This is a genomic window from Paracoccus sp. NSM, assembly GCF_052379855.1.
Classification (GTDB): Bacteria; Pseudomonadota; Alphaproteobacteria; order Rhodobacterales; family Rhodobacteraceae; genus Paracoccus.
Genome location: NZ_JBQTCG010000008.1, coordinates 91,775 through 108,073, shown reverse-complemented (window position 1 = coordinate 108,073; position 16,299 = coordinate 91,775). Strand labels below are relative to the sequence as shown.

Sequence of the window (16,299 nt, the reverse complement as noted above, 5' to 3'; positions counted from 1 at the left end):
CCCTGATGATGATTCGCAAAGCTGCGCGAGCGGCGGGCGGCGGCCCTCAGCGGCGCGGCGGCTTGCGCCAGATCTGACCCGAGAGCCAGTCGGACAGCTGCGCCGCAAGCGCGTCGCGGTCCTCGTTCAGATCGCCCGTTGTCTCGATCTCGGGGCGTTCGGCGCGGTGGCGGGCCCGGGCGATCTGGCTGATGCGCCAGGTCAGCCCCTCGTCGGCCTCGCCCTGGATCTCGGATTCGGCGCGTGCCAGTTCCGATTGCGCGGCGCGGTCGGCCTCGAGCCGGTCGAGAAGATTGCCCAGAATGGCGGATGCGGCCTCGTCCTGCTGCTGTTCGATGACGGTCGGGGTCAGCCCCAGATGGGAATCGCGCCTGAGCCTGTCAAGGCAACGCGCGCCTTGCGGAGTGCTGCCTTGCGTCAGCAGATCGTGCAGCAGGGCGGCGCGGTCGGGATCGCGCGGCATCAGCCGCTCCAGCCGCGACTCGACCGGAGGGATGCAGGCGGGTCGCAGGGCGCAGATCAGCAGCGCCGCACCTTCGAGCAGGTCGGCGCCGCGTTCGGGCACGGCCACCGGAACGGGCGTATGCGTCGCCCGCGGGGCCATCGAGGCCCCTTGGCGACGGGCCGGGCTGCGCCCGGCCGCGCCCCGACCCGACGCGGATTGCCGGGCCGCGCCGAACAGCGCCCACCGTTTGTCGCGGATTTCCTGCTGGTAGTGGTTGCGGGTCAGCTCGTCCGGGATGCGCCCGATAGCCTCGGCCAGCCGCCGGTCCAGCGCGGCCTTGCGTTCGGGGCTGTCAAAGACCTGCCCCTCGGTCTCGCGCGACCAGAGCAAATCGACCAGAGGCCGCGCCTGATCCAGAAGCGCGCCCATCGCGCCCGGCCCCGCCGCCTTGATCAGGTCGTCCGGGTCCTGACCGGAAGGCAGCATGACAAAGCGCAGGGCCTGTCCCGGACCGGTCAGCGGCAGCGCCAGGTCGATCAGGCGCTGCGCCGCGCGCTGGCCCGCCGCGTCGCCATCAAGCGCGATCACCGGCTCGGGCGAGACGCGCCACATCAGGCGCAGCTGTTCCTCGGTGATGGCGGTGCCCAGAGGGGCCACGGCGCCCTCGAACCCGGCGCGGGCCAGGGCGATGACGTCCATATAGCCCTCGGCCACGATCAGGCGCTGACCCTTGGCCACCGCCGAGCGGGCCGGGCCGAGGTTGTAGAGGTTGCGGCCCTTGTCGAACAAAGGCGTTTCCGGGCTGTTGAGGTATTTCGCCCGCGCATTCGGGTCCATCGCGCGGCCACCGAAGCCGATGCAGCGGCCCTGCCCGTCGCGGATCGGAAAGATGATGCGCCCCCGGAACCGGTCATAGGCCGCGCCGCCGCCGTCGGGCCGCGCGGACATGCCGGCCTCGACGATCTGATCCTCGGGGAAGCCCTTTTCGCGCAGGGCGGCGGTCAGGGCGGTGCGTTGATCGGGTGCAAAGCCGATCTCGAACCGCTCGAGCGCGGGGGCATCCAGCCCGCGCCGGGCCAGGTAATCGCGCGCCTCAGCGGCGGCGCCCGTCTGAAGCTGCAGGCGGAACCAGCGGCAGGCGGCCTCGGTCACGTCCAGCAGCGTCTTGCGGCGGTCGGTCCTTTCGCGGGCGCGGGGGTCGGGTTCGGGCATGGCAAGCCCCGCCTCGGCGGCCAGCAGCTTGACCGCATCCATGAAGTCCAGCCCATCATGGTCGCGCAGGAAGCTGACCGCGTCGCCCTTGGCGTGACAGCCGAAGCAGTAATAGAACCCCTTCTGGTCGTCGCAATGGAAGCTGGCGGATTTTTCCTGATGGAACGGACAGGGCGCCCACCAATCGCCACGCGCCTGGTTCGACTTGCGCAGATCCCACGTCACCTTGCGACCGATCACGCGGCTGATCGGGACGCGGTTGCGAATCTCGTCGAGGAAGCCGGGGGGCAGGGACATGGCGTGATTATCCGGCATGAGGCGCGGCCCGGCAAGCGGGCGATCGGTCAGACCCTATGCGGCCCCCACCGCCCCGCGCGCAAGGCCCCAATAGATCTGCACGATCCGGTCGCGGTCCAGCCGGCCGCCTTCCCGGTACCAGTTCGTCACGCCGGTCAGCATGGCAATCAGTGCCAGCGTAGTCAGCTTGGCATCCTCGATCCGCATGACGCCCGCCGCCACGCCTTCACGCAGGATGCGCTCAAGGATGGCCTCGTATTGCCCGCGCAGGGCCGCGATGCGGGCGAAATTCTCGGGCGTGAGGTTGCGAAGCTCCATGTAGGACAGAAACACCGAATCGGGGTGGTCGATGCTGAAGCCGATATGGAAGCGCACGAAGCGTTCCAGCCTTGCCAGCGGACCCTCGGCCGGATCGTCGGACCAGGCGTCCAGCAGGTCCTGCATGTGGCTTTCCAGCAGATCATGCAGCAGCGCCTGCTTGTCGGGCGTATAGGCGTAAAGCGCGCCAGCCTGCACGCCCACCGCCGCCGCAATCTGGCGCATGGACACGGCCGCATAGCCCTGCCGCGCGAACAGGCGGCGGGCTTCGTCGCGAAGCAGGGGGCCGGTGATCTCGGCGCGGGAACCTTGTGTGCGGGCCATGGGCCGTTCATAGCGCCCGCCCGCCGCCGCGAAAAGCCGCCATTGCCGCGACTTTGGCACGGGATTAGGGTTGCGCCATGATCCTGCGCGCCCTGCCCCTGTGCCTTGCCGCCCTGACCGCCGCCTGCGCGGACCGGGACGCCTATCCCCGGCTTCTGCCCACAGCCGAGGTGCTGGCCGAACCCGCACTGCCCGCCCATGCCGCCCCCGCCGCCACCCCCGACGGCGCCGCCCGAACCGAGGCCGCCGCCCTGTCGCGGGCCGAGGCCCTGCGCCGCCGCGCGGCCAGCCTTGGCGGGCCGGTGATCGAGCCCGGCCTGCGCGACCGGTTGCGGGGCGAATGATTGCGCGGGGCCGCGTCAACTGGTAAGGAAAACTGACCAGACCTTCGGAGAGCCTCATGCCCGCCATCACCTGCATCGACGACCTCAAGGCGCTGCACCGCGCGCGGGCGCCTAAAATGTTCTACGATTACGCGGAATCGGGCAGCTATACCGAACAGACCTTTCGCGAGAACTGCACCGATTTCGCGCGGCTGCGCCTGCGCCAGAAGGTGGCCGTGGACATGTCGAACCGCACACTGGCCGGGCAGATGGTGGGCCTGCCGGTTTCGATGCCGGTGGGGCTGGCGCCGGTCGGGCTGACCGGGATGCAGCATGCCGATGGTGAGATCCTGGCCGCCTGTGCCGCCGCGGATTTCGGCGTGCCCTTCTGCCTGTCCACCATGTCGATCTGTTCCATCGAGGACGTGGCGGAACACACGACCAAACCCTTCATGTTCCAGCTTTACGTGATGAAGGATCAGGATTTTCTGGCCGCGATCATCGAACGCGCCAAGGCCGCCAGGTGCAGCGCGCTGGTCCTGACGCTAGACCTTCAGATCTTGGGCCAGCGCCACAAGGATCTGAAGAACGGCCTGTCGGCCCCGCCCAAGATGACGTTGCCGGTGATGCTGGATCTGGCCACGCGCTGGCGGTGGGGTCTGAAGATGCTGCAGACGAAACGGCGCGGCTTTGGCAACATCGTGGGCCATGCCAAGGGCGTGGGCGACACGCGCTCATTGATGAGCTGGACGGCCGAGCAATTCGACGAGCGGCTGGACTGGGACAAGATCGCCGCGATCCGCGACATGTGGGGCGGCAAGCTGATCCTCAAGGGCATCCTGGACCCCGAGGATGCCCGCATCGCCGCCGATTTCGGGGCGGACGCCATCGTGGTCAGCAACCATGGCGGGCGCCAGCTGGACGGGGCGCTGTCCTCGATCCGCATGCTGCCCCATATCGTGCGCGCGGTTGGCGACCGGGTCGAGATCCACATGGATAGCGGCATCCGGTCAGGACAGGACGTGCTGAAGGCGCTGGCCATGGGCGCGGATGCGGCATGGATCGGGCGCGCCTGGCTGCACGGTCTGGGCGCGATGGGCCAGCCCGGCGTCACCCGCGCGCTGGAGATCATCCGCAAGGAACTGGACACGACGATGGCGCTTTGCGGCGAACGCGACGTGGCAGCCCTTGGCCGGCACAACCTGCTGGTGCCGCAGGGCTTCGAGACCGAATACGGTGCCTGACCAACCCGGCCGAAAGGGACTTCACATCCGGGCCGTCCTGCGATAAGGGCCACGACTTGTCGTCATGCACCCTGGAGGATGGCGACACCAACAACGGATAAGGAATATGATCATGGCCAAAGAGATCCCGGATCTGGTGGCCGAGCCGCGCGCGGGGACAGGCAAGGGAGCCGCCCGCCAAGCTCGCCGCGCAGGCAAGGTGCCCGGCATCGTCTATGGGGACAACAAGGACCCCGTGTCGATCCAGTTCGACTTCAACAAGCTGCTGACCACGCTGCGCGCGGGCCGCTTCATGTCCACGCTGTGGAACCTGAAGGTCGAAGGCCAGGATGACGTGCGCGTCGTCTGCCGTGGCGTCCAGCGCGATGTCGTCAAGGATCTGCCGATCCACATCGACTTCATGCGCCTGCGCCGCACCTCGAAGGTGAACCTGTTCATCCCGGTCGAGTTCATCAACCAAGACAAGTGCCCCGGCCTCAAGCGCGGCGGCACGCTGGTGACCGTCCGCGCCGAGGTCGAGCTGATGGTGACCGCGGGTGACATCCCCGATCACATCACCGTCGACCTGGAAGGCCTGGATGTCGGCGCCACGATCCACATCGAGGACGTGAAGCTGCCCGAAGGCGCGAAGCCCACCATCGACCGCAACTTCGTCATCGCGAACATCGCAGCCCCCTCGGCGCTGCGTTCGGACGAAGCCGAGGAAGCTGCGGAATAATCTCCGCGCGCTTCGGTCGCATCAGACAGGGGGCGGTGCCATGGGCGCCGCCCCTTTCCATTCAGCGCAGCCTTTGCTAGCCCGCTCGCATGGAGACACGCATGGAACCCGTCCACATCATCGGCGCCGGCCTCGCCGGATCGGAAGCCGCATGGCAGATCACCCGCGCGGGCGTGCCCGTCGTGCTGCACGAGATGCGCCCGACCAAAGGCACCTTCGCGCACCGCACCGGCGATTGCGCGGAAATGGTCTGCTCGAACAGCTTCCGCTCGGATGACGACGTGATGAACGCGGTCGGACAGCTGCATTGGGAAATGCGCGCGGCAGACGGGCTGATCATGCAGATGGCCGCCCGCCACCGCCTGCCCGCAGGCGGCGCGCTGGCCGTGGACCGCGACGCCTTCTCGGCCGCCGTGACCGAGACCCTGCGCGCCGAGCCGCTGGTCACGATCCAGCCCGGCGAGATCACCGAACTGCCCGACCACGGCAACTGGATCGTGGCGACCGGCCCCTTGACCTCGGACGCGCTGGCCCATGCGATCCGCGCCGTCACCGGCACCGAGGCGCTGGCCTTCTTCGACGCCATCGCGCCCATCGTCCATGCCGAAACCATCGACATGTCGATCGCCTGGGAACAGTCGCGCTATGACAAGGGCGAGACGCTGGCCGAGCAGAAGGCCTATATCAACTGCCCGATGACCAAGCCCGAATACGAGGCCTTCATCGACGCCCTTCTGGCCGCCGACAAGACAGAGTTCCACGAGGGCGAAACCGCGGGCTATTTCGACGGCTGCCTGCCCATCGAGGTGATGGCTGAACGCGGCCGCGAGACGCTGCGCCACGGCCCGATGAAACCCGTCGGCCTGACCAACGCCCACAAGCCCACCGACAAACCCTATGCGGTTGTCCAGCTCCGGCGCGACAACGCACTGGGAACGCTCTATAATATCGTGGGCTTCCAGACCAAGATGAAATACGGCGCCCAGACCCAGGTGTTCCGGATGATCCCCGGCCTGCAGGATGCCAGCTTTGCCCGGCTCGGCGGCATCCACCGCAACAGCTTCCTCAATTCGCCCACGCTGCTTGACGACCGGATGCGCCTGCGCCTTGCGCCGCATCTGCGGTTTGCAGGCCAGGTCACCGGGGTCGAGGGCTATGTCGAAAGCGCCGCGATGGGCCTTCTGGCCGGACGCATGGCCGCAGCCCAGGCGCTTGGACGCGACCTACCGCCGCCGCCCGCCACCACGGCGATGGGCGCGCTGGTCAACCACATCACCGGCGGCGCCGAGGCCAAGACCTTCCAGCCGATGAACGTGAATTTCGGCCTCTTTCCGCCCTTGCCCGAGGCGCGCAGCGGCAGGCGTGGCCGCAAGGACCGCTACCCGGCCTATACGCAGCGCGCCAAGGACGATTTCGGCGCATGGCTGGCCGCGCAGTAGAACCCGGCGCGGTCACGCGCTTTGCCCCCTCGCCAACAGGGCTTCTGCATCTGGGTCACGCCTTCTCGGCCCTGACGGCGGCGGCGCATGGCCGCTTTCACCTGAGGATCGAGGATATCGACCGCGACCGATGCCGCCCGGAATTCGAGACGGCGATCTTCGAGGATCTCGCCTGGCTGGGCCTCGACTGGCCGCAACCGGTGATGCGCCAGTCGGACCGCCTGCCCGCCTATCAACAGGCGCTGGACCGCCTGTCAGCGCTGACCTATCCCTGCCGCTGCCGCCGCGCCGATATCCGCGCCGCGCTCTCGGCCCCGCAAGAGGGCGCGCCGCCCGCAGGCCCCGACGGCCTGATCTATCCCGGCACCTGCCGCCACCGCCGCCACGATCAGGCCGGACCGGACGACGTCATCCGCCTGGACACGGCGCGCGCCTTCGCAACACTCGGGCTCGACGGGCTCGCCTTCCGCGATCAGGCGACCGAACCTGACCGCGACCACGGACTGACCGCCCGCGAATTCGCCGCCACGATCGGAGACGTGATCCTGTCCCGGCGCGGCATGGGAACATCCTACCACCTCGCGGTCGTGGTCGATGATGCGGCGCAGGGCATCACGCTCGTCACCCGTGGGCGGGATCTCTTGCAGGCGACCTTCATCCATATCCTGCTGCAACGCCTTCTGGACCTGCCGACGCCCGGCTACCTGCATCACCGCCTGATCCGCGACGATGCGGGCAAGCGCCTCGCCAAGCGCGACGATGCCCGCGCGCTGCGCCATTACCGCGAGGCGGGCGCCATGCCGGACGACATCCGCCGCATGGTCGGCCTGTGACCTTTGCCTTGGTCCAAATATCCCGGGGGGAGCCCGCGGGGCGGGGGGCAGCGCCCCCCTACGCCATCGGCACCATGATCTCGACTTCGGCGCCATCGCGGATCGCCGTGTAGAAGCACGACCGCCGGTTCGTGTGACAGGCCGGCCCCGCCTGCCGTACCAGCACCAGCAGACAGTCGCGGTCGCAATCCACCCGCATCTCGACCAATTCCTGCACATGCCCCGAGCTTTCGCCCTTGACCCAGAACCCCTGCCGCGACCGCGACCAATAGGTCACGCGCCCCGTCTCCAGCGTGCGGGCCACCGATTCGGCGTTCATCCAGGCCATCATCAGAACCTCGCCCGATGCGGCATCCTGCGCGATGGCGGGAACCAGACCGGCTGCATCATATTTGAGGCTGAGAGGGTTGAACATCCTGTTTCCTTTCACGGACCGGCCTCCTATCTAACGAAAGCATCCGGCCCGCGGAAGAACCCAAGGAAAGAACCATGTCCGACAGCGACCTCATGCAGCTCTATTCGCGCCGGATCCTGGCCCTCACGACGGTCATTCCGCATCTGGGACGCCTGACCGACCCGCAGGCCGAGGCGACACGCCGCGCGCCGCATTGCGGATCGTCGGTCAGCGTGCAGCTGCGCCTCTCCGAAGGCCGGATCGCGGAATTCGCGCAAGAGGTACGGGCCTGCGCGCTTGGTCAGGCCTCGGCCTCGGTTCTGGGGCAGGCGGTGATCGGCTGCGACCGCGCGGAAATCGCCGCAGCGCGCGACGCCCTGCGCGCCATGCTGAAGGACGACGCCCCGCCCCCCGCCGCCCCCTTCGACGCGCTGGAGGCCCTGACCCCGGCTCGTGCCTATCCCAACCGCCATGCCTCGATCCTGCTGGCATGGGAGGCGACGCTGGACGCGATGGACCAGGCGGCAAAGGCTGCCTGACACGCCGCCCATCGTCATGCCATGAAAAAACCGGCCCGCGAAAACGGGCCGGTCAAGTTGCGCGTGCTTCGGGGATCAATCGACCGCACAGGCGAACGGTCAAGGGCAACGCGGGGCAGAATACGGCAGGCGCGGCGTCAGGGTTGCAGGATCGCGGGCAACCACAAGACGACGGTGGTGATCACGGCCAGGGCGGTCACACCGATGATGTCGGACAGAAATTCACGGGTCATGGCAGCAACTCCTCTCTGTTGCTGCTTTGTTCCCATATTCATCCGATTCGGTAAAGAACTTTTTAAGAACATCCGTTTTACCCGACCGAGATCAGCCGAAAGGCCTGATCCTGCTGCATCAGCCACATCAGCATCCGCACCGCCTGCCCGCGCGGGCTGCTCAGATCCGGGTCGCGTTCCAGCAGGGCGCGCGCATCGGTCTGGGCAACGGCCATCAGCCCGGCCTGATGTTCCAGGTCCCCGATCCGGAAGCGCGGCAGGCCAGATTGCGCGGTGCCGATCACATCGCCCGCGCCGCGCATCTCCAGATCGACCTCGGCGATGCGGAACCCGTCCTCGGTGTCGCGCAGTGTGGTCAGGCGGCGCGTCCCGGTCTCGTTCAGCGGCGCGTGATACATCAAGAGGCAGGTCGAGGCCCCCTGCCCCCGCCCGACCCGGCCACGCAGCTGATGCAGCTGCGCCAGACCGAAGCTTTCGGCGCGCTCGATCACCATGATCGTGGCCTCGGGCACGTCCACACCCACCTCGATGACGGTGGTGGCGACCAGAAGCTGCGCCCGCCCCGAGGCGAAATCGGCCATCGCCGCGTCGCGCTGATCGGCGGGCATCTGGCCATGCACCATCCGGACGCGTTCCCCGAACCGGGCGCGCAAGGCGGTGAATCGCGCCTCGGCGGCGGTTAGATCGCTGACCTCGCTTTCATCGACCAGAGGACAGACCCAATAGGCGCGCGCGCCTTTTTCCATCGCGCTGTCCAACCGGGCCACGACCTCGTCCAGCCGGTGATCGCCGATCATCACCGTGGTGATCGGCTGCCGCCCCGGGGGCTTTTCGTCCAGCACCGACAGGTCGAGATCGCCATATTGCGACAGCGCCAGCGATCGCGGGATGGGCGTCGCGGTCATGATCAGCATATCGGGCGGCTCGTGCCCCTTGGCCGAAAGCTCAAGCCGCTGCGCCACGCCGAAACGGTGCTGTTCGTCGATGATCGCCAGCCGCAGATCGGCAAAGGCCACGTCCTTCTGAAAGACGGCATGCGTGCCGACCAGAATGTCGATCCGCCCCTCGGCCAGATCGGTCAGGATCATGGCCCGCGCCTCGCCCTTGTCGCGGCCGGTCAGCGCGGCCAGCCGCACGCCCGCCAGCCGGGCCAAAGGCTCCAGCGCGCGGGCATGCTGACGGGCCAGAATTTCTGTCGGGGCCATCAGCACGGCCTGGCCCCCGGCCTCGACCGCGACCAGCGCGGCCAGCAGCGCGACCAGCGTCTTGCCCGCGCCGACATCGCCCTGAAGCAGCCGGTTCATGCGCCGGTCGCTGGCCATGTCAGCCGCGATCTCGGCCACCGCGCGCGACTGCGCCCCGGTCGGAGGCCAGGGCAGCCCGGCCAGAACCCGCGCCCGCAGCCCCCCATCCCCGGCACTGGGCCGCCCGCGCAGCCGCCTTTTCTCGCGCCGGACCAGCGCCAGTGTCATCTGATGGGCCAGAAACTCGTCATAGGCCAGCCGCGCACGACAAGGCACATCGGGCGACAGATCACGCGCCGAGGCCGGATGATGCGCCTGATCCAGCGCGGCAGCCATGCCGGGCCAGCCGCGCGCCGCGACAAGCTGCGGATCGATCCATTCGGCAAAGTCGGGCAGCCGCGTCAGCGCCGCTTCGACCCCCCGGGCCATCATCTTCTGCGTCAGCCCGGCGGACAGTGGATAGACCGGCTCGAACCCCGCGGGGGGCGGGTCACCCTCGGGCAGGATATGGTCGGGATGGATCATCTGGGCCAGGCCGTCGAACAGCTCAGTCTTGCCGCTGACCAGACGCCGTGCGCCGACCGGCAGTTGCGAGGCGATCCAGTCGCCCCGCGCGCGGAAGAAGACCAGCGTCACGTCCCCGCCCTCGTCATCGCTGCAATGCACCCGCCAGGGGCGGTTGCGCGCGGTGGGGGCGTGGTGGCGCGAGACGGTCAGGGTCAGGGTCACGATCTCGGGCGGGCGGGCATCGGCGATCCGCGCGATCCGCCTGCGGGCGATCCCGCCGGTGGGCAGGGTCATCACCAGATCGCGCGGGCGAGTGACGCCCATCTGCTCCAGCGCGGCGCGGGCCTTGGGGCCGATCCCCGGCAGCGTCTCGATCCCCGCGAAAAGCGGGAACAAGGCGGGCGGGCGGCCCTTGCTTTCGGTCATCCGGCCCCCGCGATGCGAAGCCATTCATCCTCGTCGATCACCGTGACCCCCAGTTCCGAGGCCTTGGCGGCCTTGGACCCGGCGCCGGGGCCCGCGATCAGCAGATCGGTGCGCGCACTGACCGAGCCTGCGACCTTGGCGCCCATCGCCTCGGCCCGGGCCTTGGCCTCGGCGCGGGTCATGCGTTCCAGCGTGCCGGTGAAGACCAGCGTCTTGCCGGTGATCTCGGTCTGCGCCTCGGGCGCGGCCTCGACATCCAACGGAGTGATCTGAGCCAGCAGCCTGTCGATGCCCCCGCGCTCGGCCTCCTGTGCGAAGGCAGTGACCAGCGAGCCCGCCAGAACCTCGCCGATCCCGTCGATGCCGACCAGATCGGCCCAGGCCGCGCGGGCCTCAGCGCCGGGATCGGGCGCTTCGGCCCAGATCCGGTCGCGCGTCTCCTTCAGCCTCGCGCGGCGGCCTTGTGTGGCGGCGTCGGCGCGTTCACGGGCGACAGCCTCCTCGGCCTGGACATGGCGCTCGGCGGCAGGGGCGGCGCGGTCCAGCGCCCCGGCCAGCGCGTCCCAACTGCCGTAATGCCGTGCCAGCGTGGCCGAGGCGACCTCGCCCACATGCCGGATGCCAAGGGCGAAAATCAGGCGCGCCAGCGGAATGCGGCGCTTTTCCTCGATCGCGCTGAAAAGTTTTTCCACCGAACGCTCGCCAAACCCCTCGCGGTTTTTCAGGCGCGCCAGACCCGCAGCGTCGCGTTCGGCAAGCGTGAAGATGTGGGCGGGTTCGCGGATCGGCAGGGCGGGATCGGTAAAGAACATCTCGATCTGCTTGGCGCCGAGGCCGTCGATGTCAAAGGCGGCGCGGCTGACGAAATGCTTCAGCTTCTCGACCGCTTGGGCCGGGCAGGTCAGCCCGCCGGTGCAGCGGCGCACGGAATCGCCCGGCTCGCGGATCGCCTCGGCCCCGCATTCGGGGCAATGGGTCGGAAAGGCGAAGGGCACCGCGTCAGCCGCCCGGCGCGACAGATCGACATCGGCGATCTTGGGGATCACGTCCCCCGCCCGATAGACCTGCACCCAATCGCCCTCGCGGATGTCGCGGCCCTCGCGGATCGCGGCGCCCGTGCTGTCGCGGCCGGCGATGTAATCCTCGTTGTGAAGCGTCGCGTTCGAGACGACCACCCCGCCCACCGTGACCGGCGCCAGCCGTGCGACCGGCGAGAGCGCGCCCGTGCGACCCACCTGAATCTCGATCCGCTCAAGGCGCGTCCAGGCGGTCTCGGCCGGGAACTTGTGGGCCAGCGCCCAACGCGGCGTGGTCGCGCGAAAGCCCAGCCGCGCCTGATAGGACAGGTCATCGACCTTGTAGACCACGCCATCGATGTCATAGCCGAGGCTGGCGCGCTGCTTCTCGATCGCGGCCCAGGTCTCGATCAGGCCCTCGGCATCGTCGCAACGCCGCATCAGCGGGTTGGTCTGAAAGCCCAGCTCGGCCAACCGCGCGACCGCATCGAACTGCGTCAGGGCCAAGGGTTCGGACAGCGCGCCCCAGCCATAGGCGAAATAACGCAGCGGCCTGCGCGCCGTCACCGCAGGGTCGATCTGGCGCAGCGATCCGGCCGCCGCATTGCGCGGATTGGCAAAGACTTTCCCCTCGCCCGAGGCGTTGAGGGCCGCGAAATCCTCGTGCGACATGTAGACCTCGCCCCGGACCTCTAGGATCTCGGGCGCGCCGTCCAGCCGCTGCGGAATGTCGGCGATGGTCATCGCGTTCGCGGTGACATTCTCGCCCACCACCCCATCGCCCCGCGTTGCCGCCTGGACCAGAACGCCGCCTTCGTAGCGCAGCGACAGCGAGAGGCCGTCGATCTTGGGTTCGGCCGTTAGGGCCAAGGGCTGATCCGCTCCTAGGTTCAGGAAACTGCGGATGCGGGCGATGAAATCGGTGACGTCCTCGCGTTCGAACCCGTTGGCCAGCGACATCATGCGCTGCGCATGCGTGACCTTGCCGAAGCCTTCGGCGGGCGCGGCGCCGACGCGACGGGTGGGGCTGTCGGAGCGCGCGAGGTCCGGGTTTAGATCCTCGAGCGCCTGTAGCCGCCGCTTGAGCGCGTCATATTCCGCATCCGGGATGAAAGGCGCATCCTCGGCGTGATAGGCGCGGTCCGCAGCCGAGACGCGCGCCACCAGATCCGCGATCTCGGCCATCGCCGCCTGCCGATCCGCCCCTGCCTTGCCGTCACTTTGCATCATGCCATCCCTCGCCGCGTCTGTCGCGGCCCGGCAGGGCCGCGCGATACGCCTTGGGTATCGCCGAAGCCGCGCACAAGTTCCAGCCCGCCCCGGCGCGGCCCGTCGCCCCGGTCAGGGTTCAGGCGCCAAGCGCCAGACGCTCTTCCTGGGCGGGGCCGGGATCGCGCAGGACGTAGCCGCGGCCCCAGACGGTCTCGATGTAATTCTCGCCGCCAAGCGCCTCGGTCAGCTTCTTGCGAAGCTTGCAGATGAAGACGTCGATAATCTTCAGTTCGGGCTCGTCCATGCCGCCGTAAAGGTGGTTCAGGAACATCTCCTTGGTGAGGGTCGTGCCCTTGCGCAGGCTCAGAAGCTCGAGGATCTGGTATTCCTTGCCGGTCAGGTTCACGGGCCTCCCCGCCACCTCGACCGAGCGTGCGTCGAGGTTCACGGTGATCTCGCCGGTGCGGATCAGCGCCTGGCTGTGCCCCTTGGAACGGCGGATGATCGCCTGGATCCGGGCCTGCAATTCCTCGCGGTTGAAGGGCTTGGTCATGTAGTCGTCGGCGCCAAAGCCGAAGCCGCGCAGCTTGCTTTCGGTGTCGTCCGAGCCGGTCAGGATCAGGATCGGCGTGTCGATCCGCGCCAGTCGCAGATGGCGCAGAACCTCCATCCCGTGCATGTCAGGCAGGTCCAGATCCAGGAGGATCAAATCGTAATCATAGAGCTTGGCAAGGTCGATGCCCTCCTCGCCCATATCGGTGCGGAACACATTGTAGCTGGCTGCCGTCAGCATCAATTCGATCGCGCGCGCGGTGCTGGGATCGTCCTCAACCAGAAGAATACGCATGGCCAATATAATCCTTCGATTCGCCGTGGTCCTTGCCCGACCATCGCGCCAACAGGTTAATATGCCGTTACCATGCAACCGGTTGGCCGCATTAATCAACCTTTGGTTGTCTGAACCTCTGCAAGGAGGTCACTTTCAGCGCCTTGCGGCCGTGTTTGGCCACGGCTTGTTCCCACGCGTCCAGTTCTTCATCCGACAGGCCATAGCGGCGCAAAGCCTCGTCGCGGGTGATCAGGCCGTGGCGGATGGCCAGCACGACGACCTCCTTGCGGCTGGCGACCCATCGCGTGTCAGAGGGCGGCAAGTCGGCCATCGTCAGAATACGTCCATCAGGCAAGGTCGCGGTCCTCGGCCCAGAGCTCTTTTTCACGAACATTCAACCCGTCCTTGGTTCCATGGACAGATCATCGCATCGCTCACTTGCCTACGGGTTAACCGGCCCGCCGTTTTAGCCCCCCGATCCCTTGAGATTGCCCGGCATTTACTTATATTTTGACGCAATCCGCCGCCCAATGGGCCGGCCCGCCCGCCCCCGGAGATCGCCATGACCGCAACCGCCCTGACCGACACCCCTTCGGGGGTCGCGGAAATCAACAGCCTCGGCTTTGCCAAGCCGCCCGCGCAGACGCGCGTCGTGGTGGCAATGTCGGGCGGCGTTGACAGTTCGGTTGTCGCCGCCAAGCTGAAGGCCGAGGGCTATGATGTCATCGGCGTGACGCTGCAGCTTTACGACCACGGCGCGGCTCTGGCCAAGAAGGGTGCCTGCTGCGCGGGTCAGGACATCCACGATGCCCGCCGCGTGGCCGAACGCATGGGCTTTCCGCATTACGTCCTTGATTACGAGAACAAGTTCCGCGAATCGGTGATCGACGAATTCGCCGACGCCTATCTGGCCGGTGCGACGCCAGTCCCCTGCATCCGTTGCAACGAACGCGTGAAGTTCCGCGATCTGCTGAACACCGCGCGCGATCTGGACGCCGATTGCATGGCGACCGGCCACTATATCCAGCGCAAGACGGGCACCAAGGCCGAGCTGCACATGGCCGCCGACCCGGTCCGCGACCAGAGCTATTTCCTGTTCTCGACCACGCAGGAACAGCTTGATTTCCTGCGCTTTCCGCTTGGCCATCTGCCCAGCAAGGCCGAGACGCGCGCCTTGGCGGCCGAATACGGGCTGATCGTGGCCGACAAGCCCGACAGTCAGGACATCTGCTTCGTGCCGAACGGCGACTATGCCTCGGTGATCGAGAAGCTGCGTCCGGGCGCGGCTGATCCGGGCGAGATCGTGGACATGGAGGGCCGCGTCCTGGGCCAGCATCGCGGCGTGATCCATTACACGATCGGGCAGCGGCGCGGTCTGGGGATCGGGGGCCTGGGCGATCCGCTTTATGTGGTGCGACTGGAACCCGACAGCCGCCGCGTCGTCGTGGGGCCGAAAGCGGCGCTGGCCACCACCACAGTCAACGTGACCGAGGTGAACTGGCTGGGCGACCAGCTCTTTGATGGGGAAATCGCCTGTTCGGTCCGCATCCGCTCGACCCGGCCGCCCAAGCCCGCGATCCTGCGCTCCCTGCCCGGCAACCGCGCCGAGGTCGAGCTGCTGGACCCCGAGGAAGGCGTCAGCCCCGGCCAGGCCTGCGTGTTCTACGAGACCGGCGGAACCCGCGTTCTGGGCGGCGGCTGGATCAGCCTGCGTCGGCGGCCAGCTGCCTGATCCGCGCGATCATCGCGCGCACGCCGTTCGAGCGCTGCGCCGAAAGATGTTCGTCCAGACCCAGCCGGGCCAGCTGCGCCTGCGCGTCCACGTCCGCCACCTGCCCGACCGGCAGGCCTGAATACATCGCATGCAGAACCGCGATCAGGCCGCGCACGATCAGGGCGTCGCTGTCACCCTCGAAATCGAAGCGGCCGCCCTCGATCCGGGGCATGATCCAGACCTGACTGGCGCAGCCATCGACCTTGGTGGCGGGCACCTGAAGCGCCGGGTCCATCGCGGGCATGGCGCGGCCAAGCTCGATCACGTGGCGGTAGCGTTCTTCCCAATCGTCGAGGAAATCGAAGGTGGCGGCGATGTCGTCAAAGGCGGGGGTGGCCATGGGGTTCTCCTGTCTCGGGACCGGGGTAGCCTGCGCTTGGCCGAAGGTCAAAGAGGCTTTTCCGCGCGGCCCCTTTGGCCTAACACTCGGGCCAGTGCCGCGCCGCGCGGCAGGACCGCAGAAGGGATGCCGCGATGATCAGACTGACCCTGCCGCTGTTGATTGCCGCGCTGGCGCTGTCGGGCTGTGCGCGCCTTGGCGAAAGCAGGCTGAACCCGTTTCGCGGCGGTCCGGCCGCCCCCGCCACGCTGGCGCCCGAGGGCGGTTACGCGCTGCGCGACGCGCGCCCTGCCGTGCCGATGCTGGTCGCGGCGGAATGGCAACCCCTGCCCGAGGGGCGGCTGCTGGTCGTGCGCGGGCTGGCGCCGGTCAAGGGATACCACTCGGCCGCGCTGATCACCGAGCGGGTGCAGCCCGGCGGCAGGCTGGCGCCCGATGCCGACGGCGTGCTGCGCCTGCGCTTTGTTGCCGCGCCCCCGGCGGCGGGGGATCCGGCGGCGGCCCTGCGGGCGGATGCGGCGACCGACACGATCACCGTCGCCCGCCCGATCAGCTTTGCCCAGCTTCGCCGCATCGCCGCCATCGAGATCACCGGCGGCGACAGGGTCATCCGCCTGTCGCGCTGATCCGGT

General features: G+C 68.1%; 16 protein-coding genes. 8 read left to right on the top strand and 8 right to left on the bottom strand.

Annotation, left to right across the window (positions count from 1 at the left end; all coding sequences use genetic code 11):
- Positions 1–46: 46 nt before the first annotated feature.
- Both dnaG and ACTZWU_RS12535 read right to left on the bottom strand, forming a co-directional pair.
- Positions 47–1,954: a DNA primase gene (gene dnaG, locus ACTZWU_RS12540; protein WP_444737699.1), complete on the bottom strand. Its 1,908-nt coding sequence runs from the start codon at positions 1,952–1,954 to the stop codon at positions 47–49.
- Between the two features lie 54 nt (positions 1,955–2,008).
- On the bottom strand, positions 2,009–2,596 hold the full coding sequence (locus tag ACTZWU_RS12535; protein ID WP_444737698.1) for a TetR/AcrR family transcriptional regulator: 588 nt from the start codon (positions 2,594–2,596) through the stop codon (positions 2,009–2,011).
- A gap of 77 nt (positions 2,597–2,673) precedes the next feature.
- On the opposite strand from ACTZWU_RS12535, the gene ACTZWU_RS12530 reads away from it, so the two are divergent.
- The 5 genes from ACTZWU_RS12530 to gluQRS all read left to right on the top strand — a co-directional run bounded on the left by ACTZWU_RS12530 (position 2,674) and on the right by gluQRS (position 7,153).
- Positions 2,674–2,940 carry a hypothetical protein gene (locus tag ACTZWU_RS12530; RefSeq protein WP_444737697.1) on the top strand — a complete coding sequence of 89 codons (267 nt, stop codon included), beginning with the start codon at positions 2,674–2,676 and terminating at the stop codon, positions 2,938–2,940.
- Between the two features lie 56 nt (positions 2,941–2,996).
- The gene (locus tag ACTZWU_RS12525; protein WP_444737696.1) at positions 2,997–4,163 is read left to right on the top strand and encodes an alpha-hydroxy acid oxidase; all 1,167 of its coding nucleotides are present in this window, start codon (positions 2,997–2,999) and stop codon (positions 4,161–4,163) included.
- A 112-nt stretch (positions 4,164–4,275) separates the two neighbouring features.
- Positions 4,276–4,881 carry a 50S ribosomal protein L25/general stress protein Ctc gene (locus tag ACTZWU_RS12520; protein ID WP_444737695.1) on the top strand — a complete coding sequence of 202 codons (606 nt, stop codon included), beginning with the start codon at positions 4,276–4,278 and terminating at the stop codon, positions 4,879–4,881.
- A gap of 101 nt (positions 4,882–4,982) precedes the next feature.
- Positions 4,983–6,320: a methylenetetrahydrofolate--tRNA-(uracil(54)-C(5))-methyltransferase (FADH(2)-oxidizing) TrmFO gene (gene trmFO / locus ACTZWU_RS12515; RefSeq protein ID WP_444737694.1), complete on the top strand. Its 1,338-nt coding sequence runs from the start codon at positions 4,983–4,985 to the stop codon at positions 6,318–6,320.
- On the top strand, positions 6,302–7,153 hold the full coding sequence (gene gluQRS, locus ACTZWU_RS12510) for a tRNA glutamyl-Q(34) synthetase GluQRS (RefSeq protein ID WP_444737693.1): 852 nt from the start codon (positions 6,302–6,304) through the stop codon (positions 7,151–7,153). The genes trmFO and gluQRS overlap by 19 nt, the downstream gene beginning before the upstream one ends.
- 58 nt (positions 7,154–7,211) lie before the next feature.
- Here the strand turns inward: gluQRS and hisI are convergent, their stop codons facing one another.
- Complete coding sequence (gene hisI / locus ACTZWU_RS12505; protein ID WP_444737692.1) at positions 7,212–7,568, bottom strand: phosphoribosyl-AMP cyclohydrolase; 357 nt, start codon at positions 7,566–7,568, stop codon at positions 7,212–7,214.
- A 74-nt stretch (positions 7,569–7,642) separates the two neighbouring features.
- On the opposite strand from hisI, the gene ACTZWU_RS12500 reads away from it, so the two are divergent.
- Positions 7,643–8,086, top strand: a complete 444-nt coding sequence (locus tag ACTZWU_RS12500) for an iron-sulfur cluster assembly scaffold protein (RefSeq protein ID WP_444737691.1) — start codon at positions 7,643–7,645, stop codon at positions 8,084–8,086.
- 310 nt (positions 8,087–8,396) lie between these two features.
- Here ACTZWU_RS12500 and recG read toward each other — a convergent pair whose 3' ends face one another.
- From recG to sciP, 4 genes are all read right to left on the bottom strand, one after another.
- On the bottom strand, positions 8,397–10,520 hold the full coding sequence (gene recG, locus ACTZWU_RS12495) for an ATP-dependent DNA helicase RecG (RefSeq protein WP_444737690.1): 2,124 nt from the start codon (positions 10,518–10,520) through the stop codon (positions 8,397–8,399).
- Complete coding sequence (ligA, locus tag ACTZWU_RS12490) at positions 10,493–12,742, bottom strand: NAD-dependent DNA ligase LigA (RefSeq protein WP_444737689.1); 2,250 nt, start codon at positions 12,740–12,742, stop codon at positions 10,493–10,495. The genes recG and ligA overlap by 28 nt, the downstream gene beginning before the upstream one ends.
- Before the next feature lie 118 nt (positions 12,743–12,860).
- Positions 12,861–13,571 carry a response regulator transcription factor CtrA gene (gene ctrA, locus ACTZWU_RS12485; RefSeq protein WP_444737688.1) on the bottom strand — a complete coding sequence of 237 codons (711 nt, stop codon included), beginning with the start codon at positions 13,569–13,571 and terminating at the stop codon, positions 12,861–12,863.
- A 91-nt stretch (positions 13,572–13,662) separates the two neighbouring features.
- Positions 13,663–13,947 carry a CtrA inhibitor SciP gene (gene sciP, locus ACTZWU_RS12480; protein WP_444737687.1) on the bottom strand — a complete coding sequence of 95 codons (285 nt, stop codon included), beginning with the start codon at positions 13,945–13,947 and terminating at the stop codon, positions 13,663–13,665.
- 168 nt (positions 13,948–14,115) lie between these two features.
- Here sciP and mnmA point away from each other — a divergent pair, with 168 nt between their 5' ends.
- Positions 14,116–15,285, top strand: coding sequence for a tRNA 2-thiouridine(34) synthase MnmA (gene mnmA / locus ACTZWU_RS12475; protein ID WP_444737686.1), 1,170 nt, complete (start codon positions 14,116–14,118; stop codon positions 15,283–15,285).
- Here the strand turns inward: mnmA and ACTZWU_RS12470 are convergent.
- Positions 15,257–15,667 carry a SufE family protein gene (locus tag ACTZWU_RS12470; RefSeq protein WP_444737685.1) on the bottom strand — a complete coding sequence of 137 codons (411 nt, stop codon included), beginning with the start codon at positions 15,665–15,667 and terminating at the stop codon, positions 15,257–15,259. The genes mnmA and ACTZWU_RS12470 overlap by 29 nt on opposite strands.
- Before the next feature lie 134 nt (positions 15,668–15,801).
- On the opposite strand from ACTZWU_RS12470, the gene ACTZWU_RS12465 reads away from it, so the two are divergent.
- Positions 15,802–16,293, top strand: coding sequence for a hypothetical protein (locus tag ACTZWU_RS12465; RefSeq protein WP_444737684.1), 492 nt, complete (start codon positions 15,802–15,804; stop codon positions 16,291–16,293).
- Positions 16,294–16,299 lie beyond the last annotated feature (6 nt).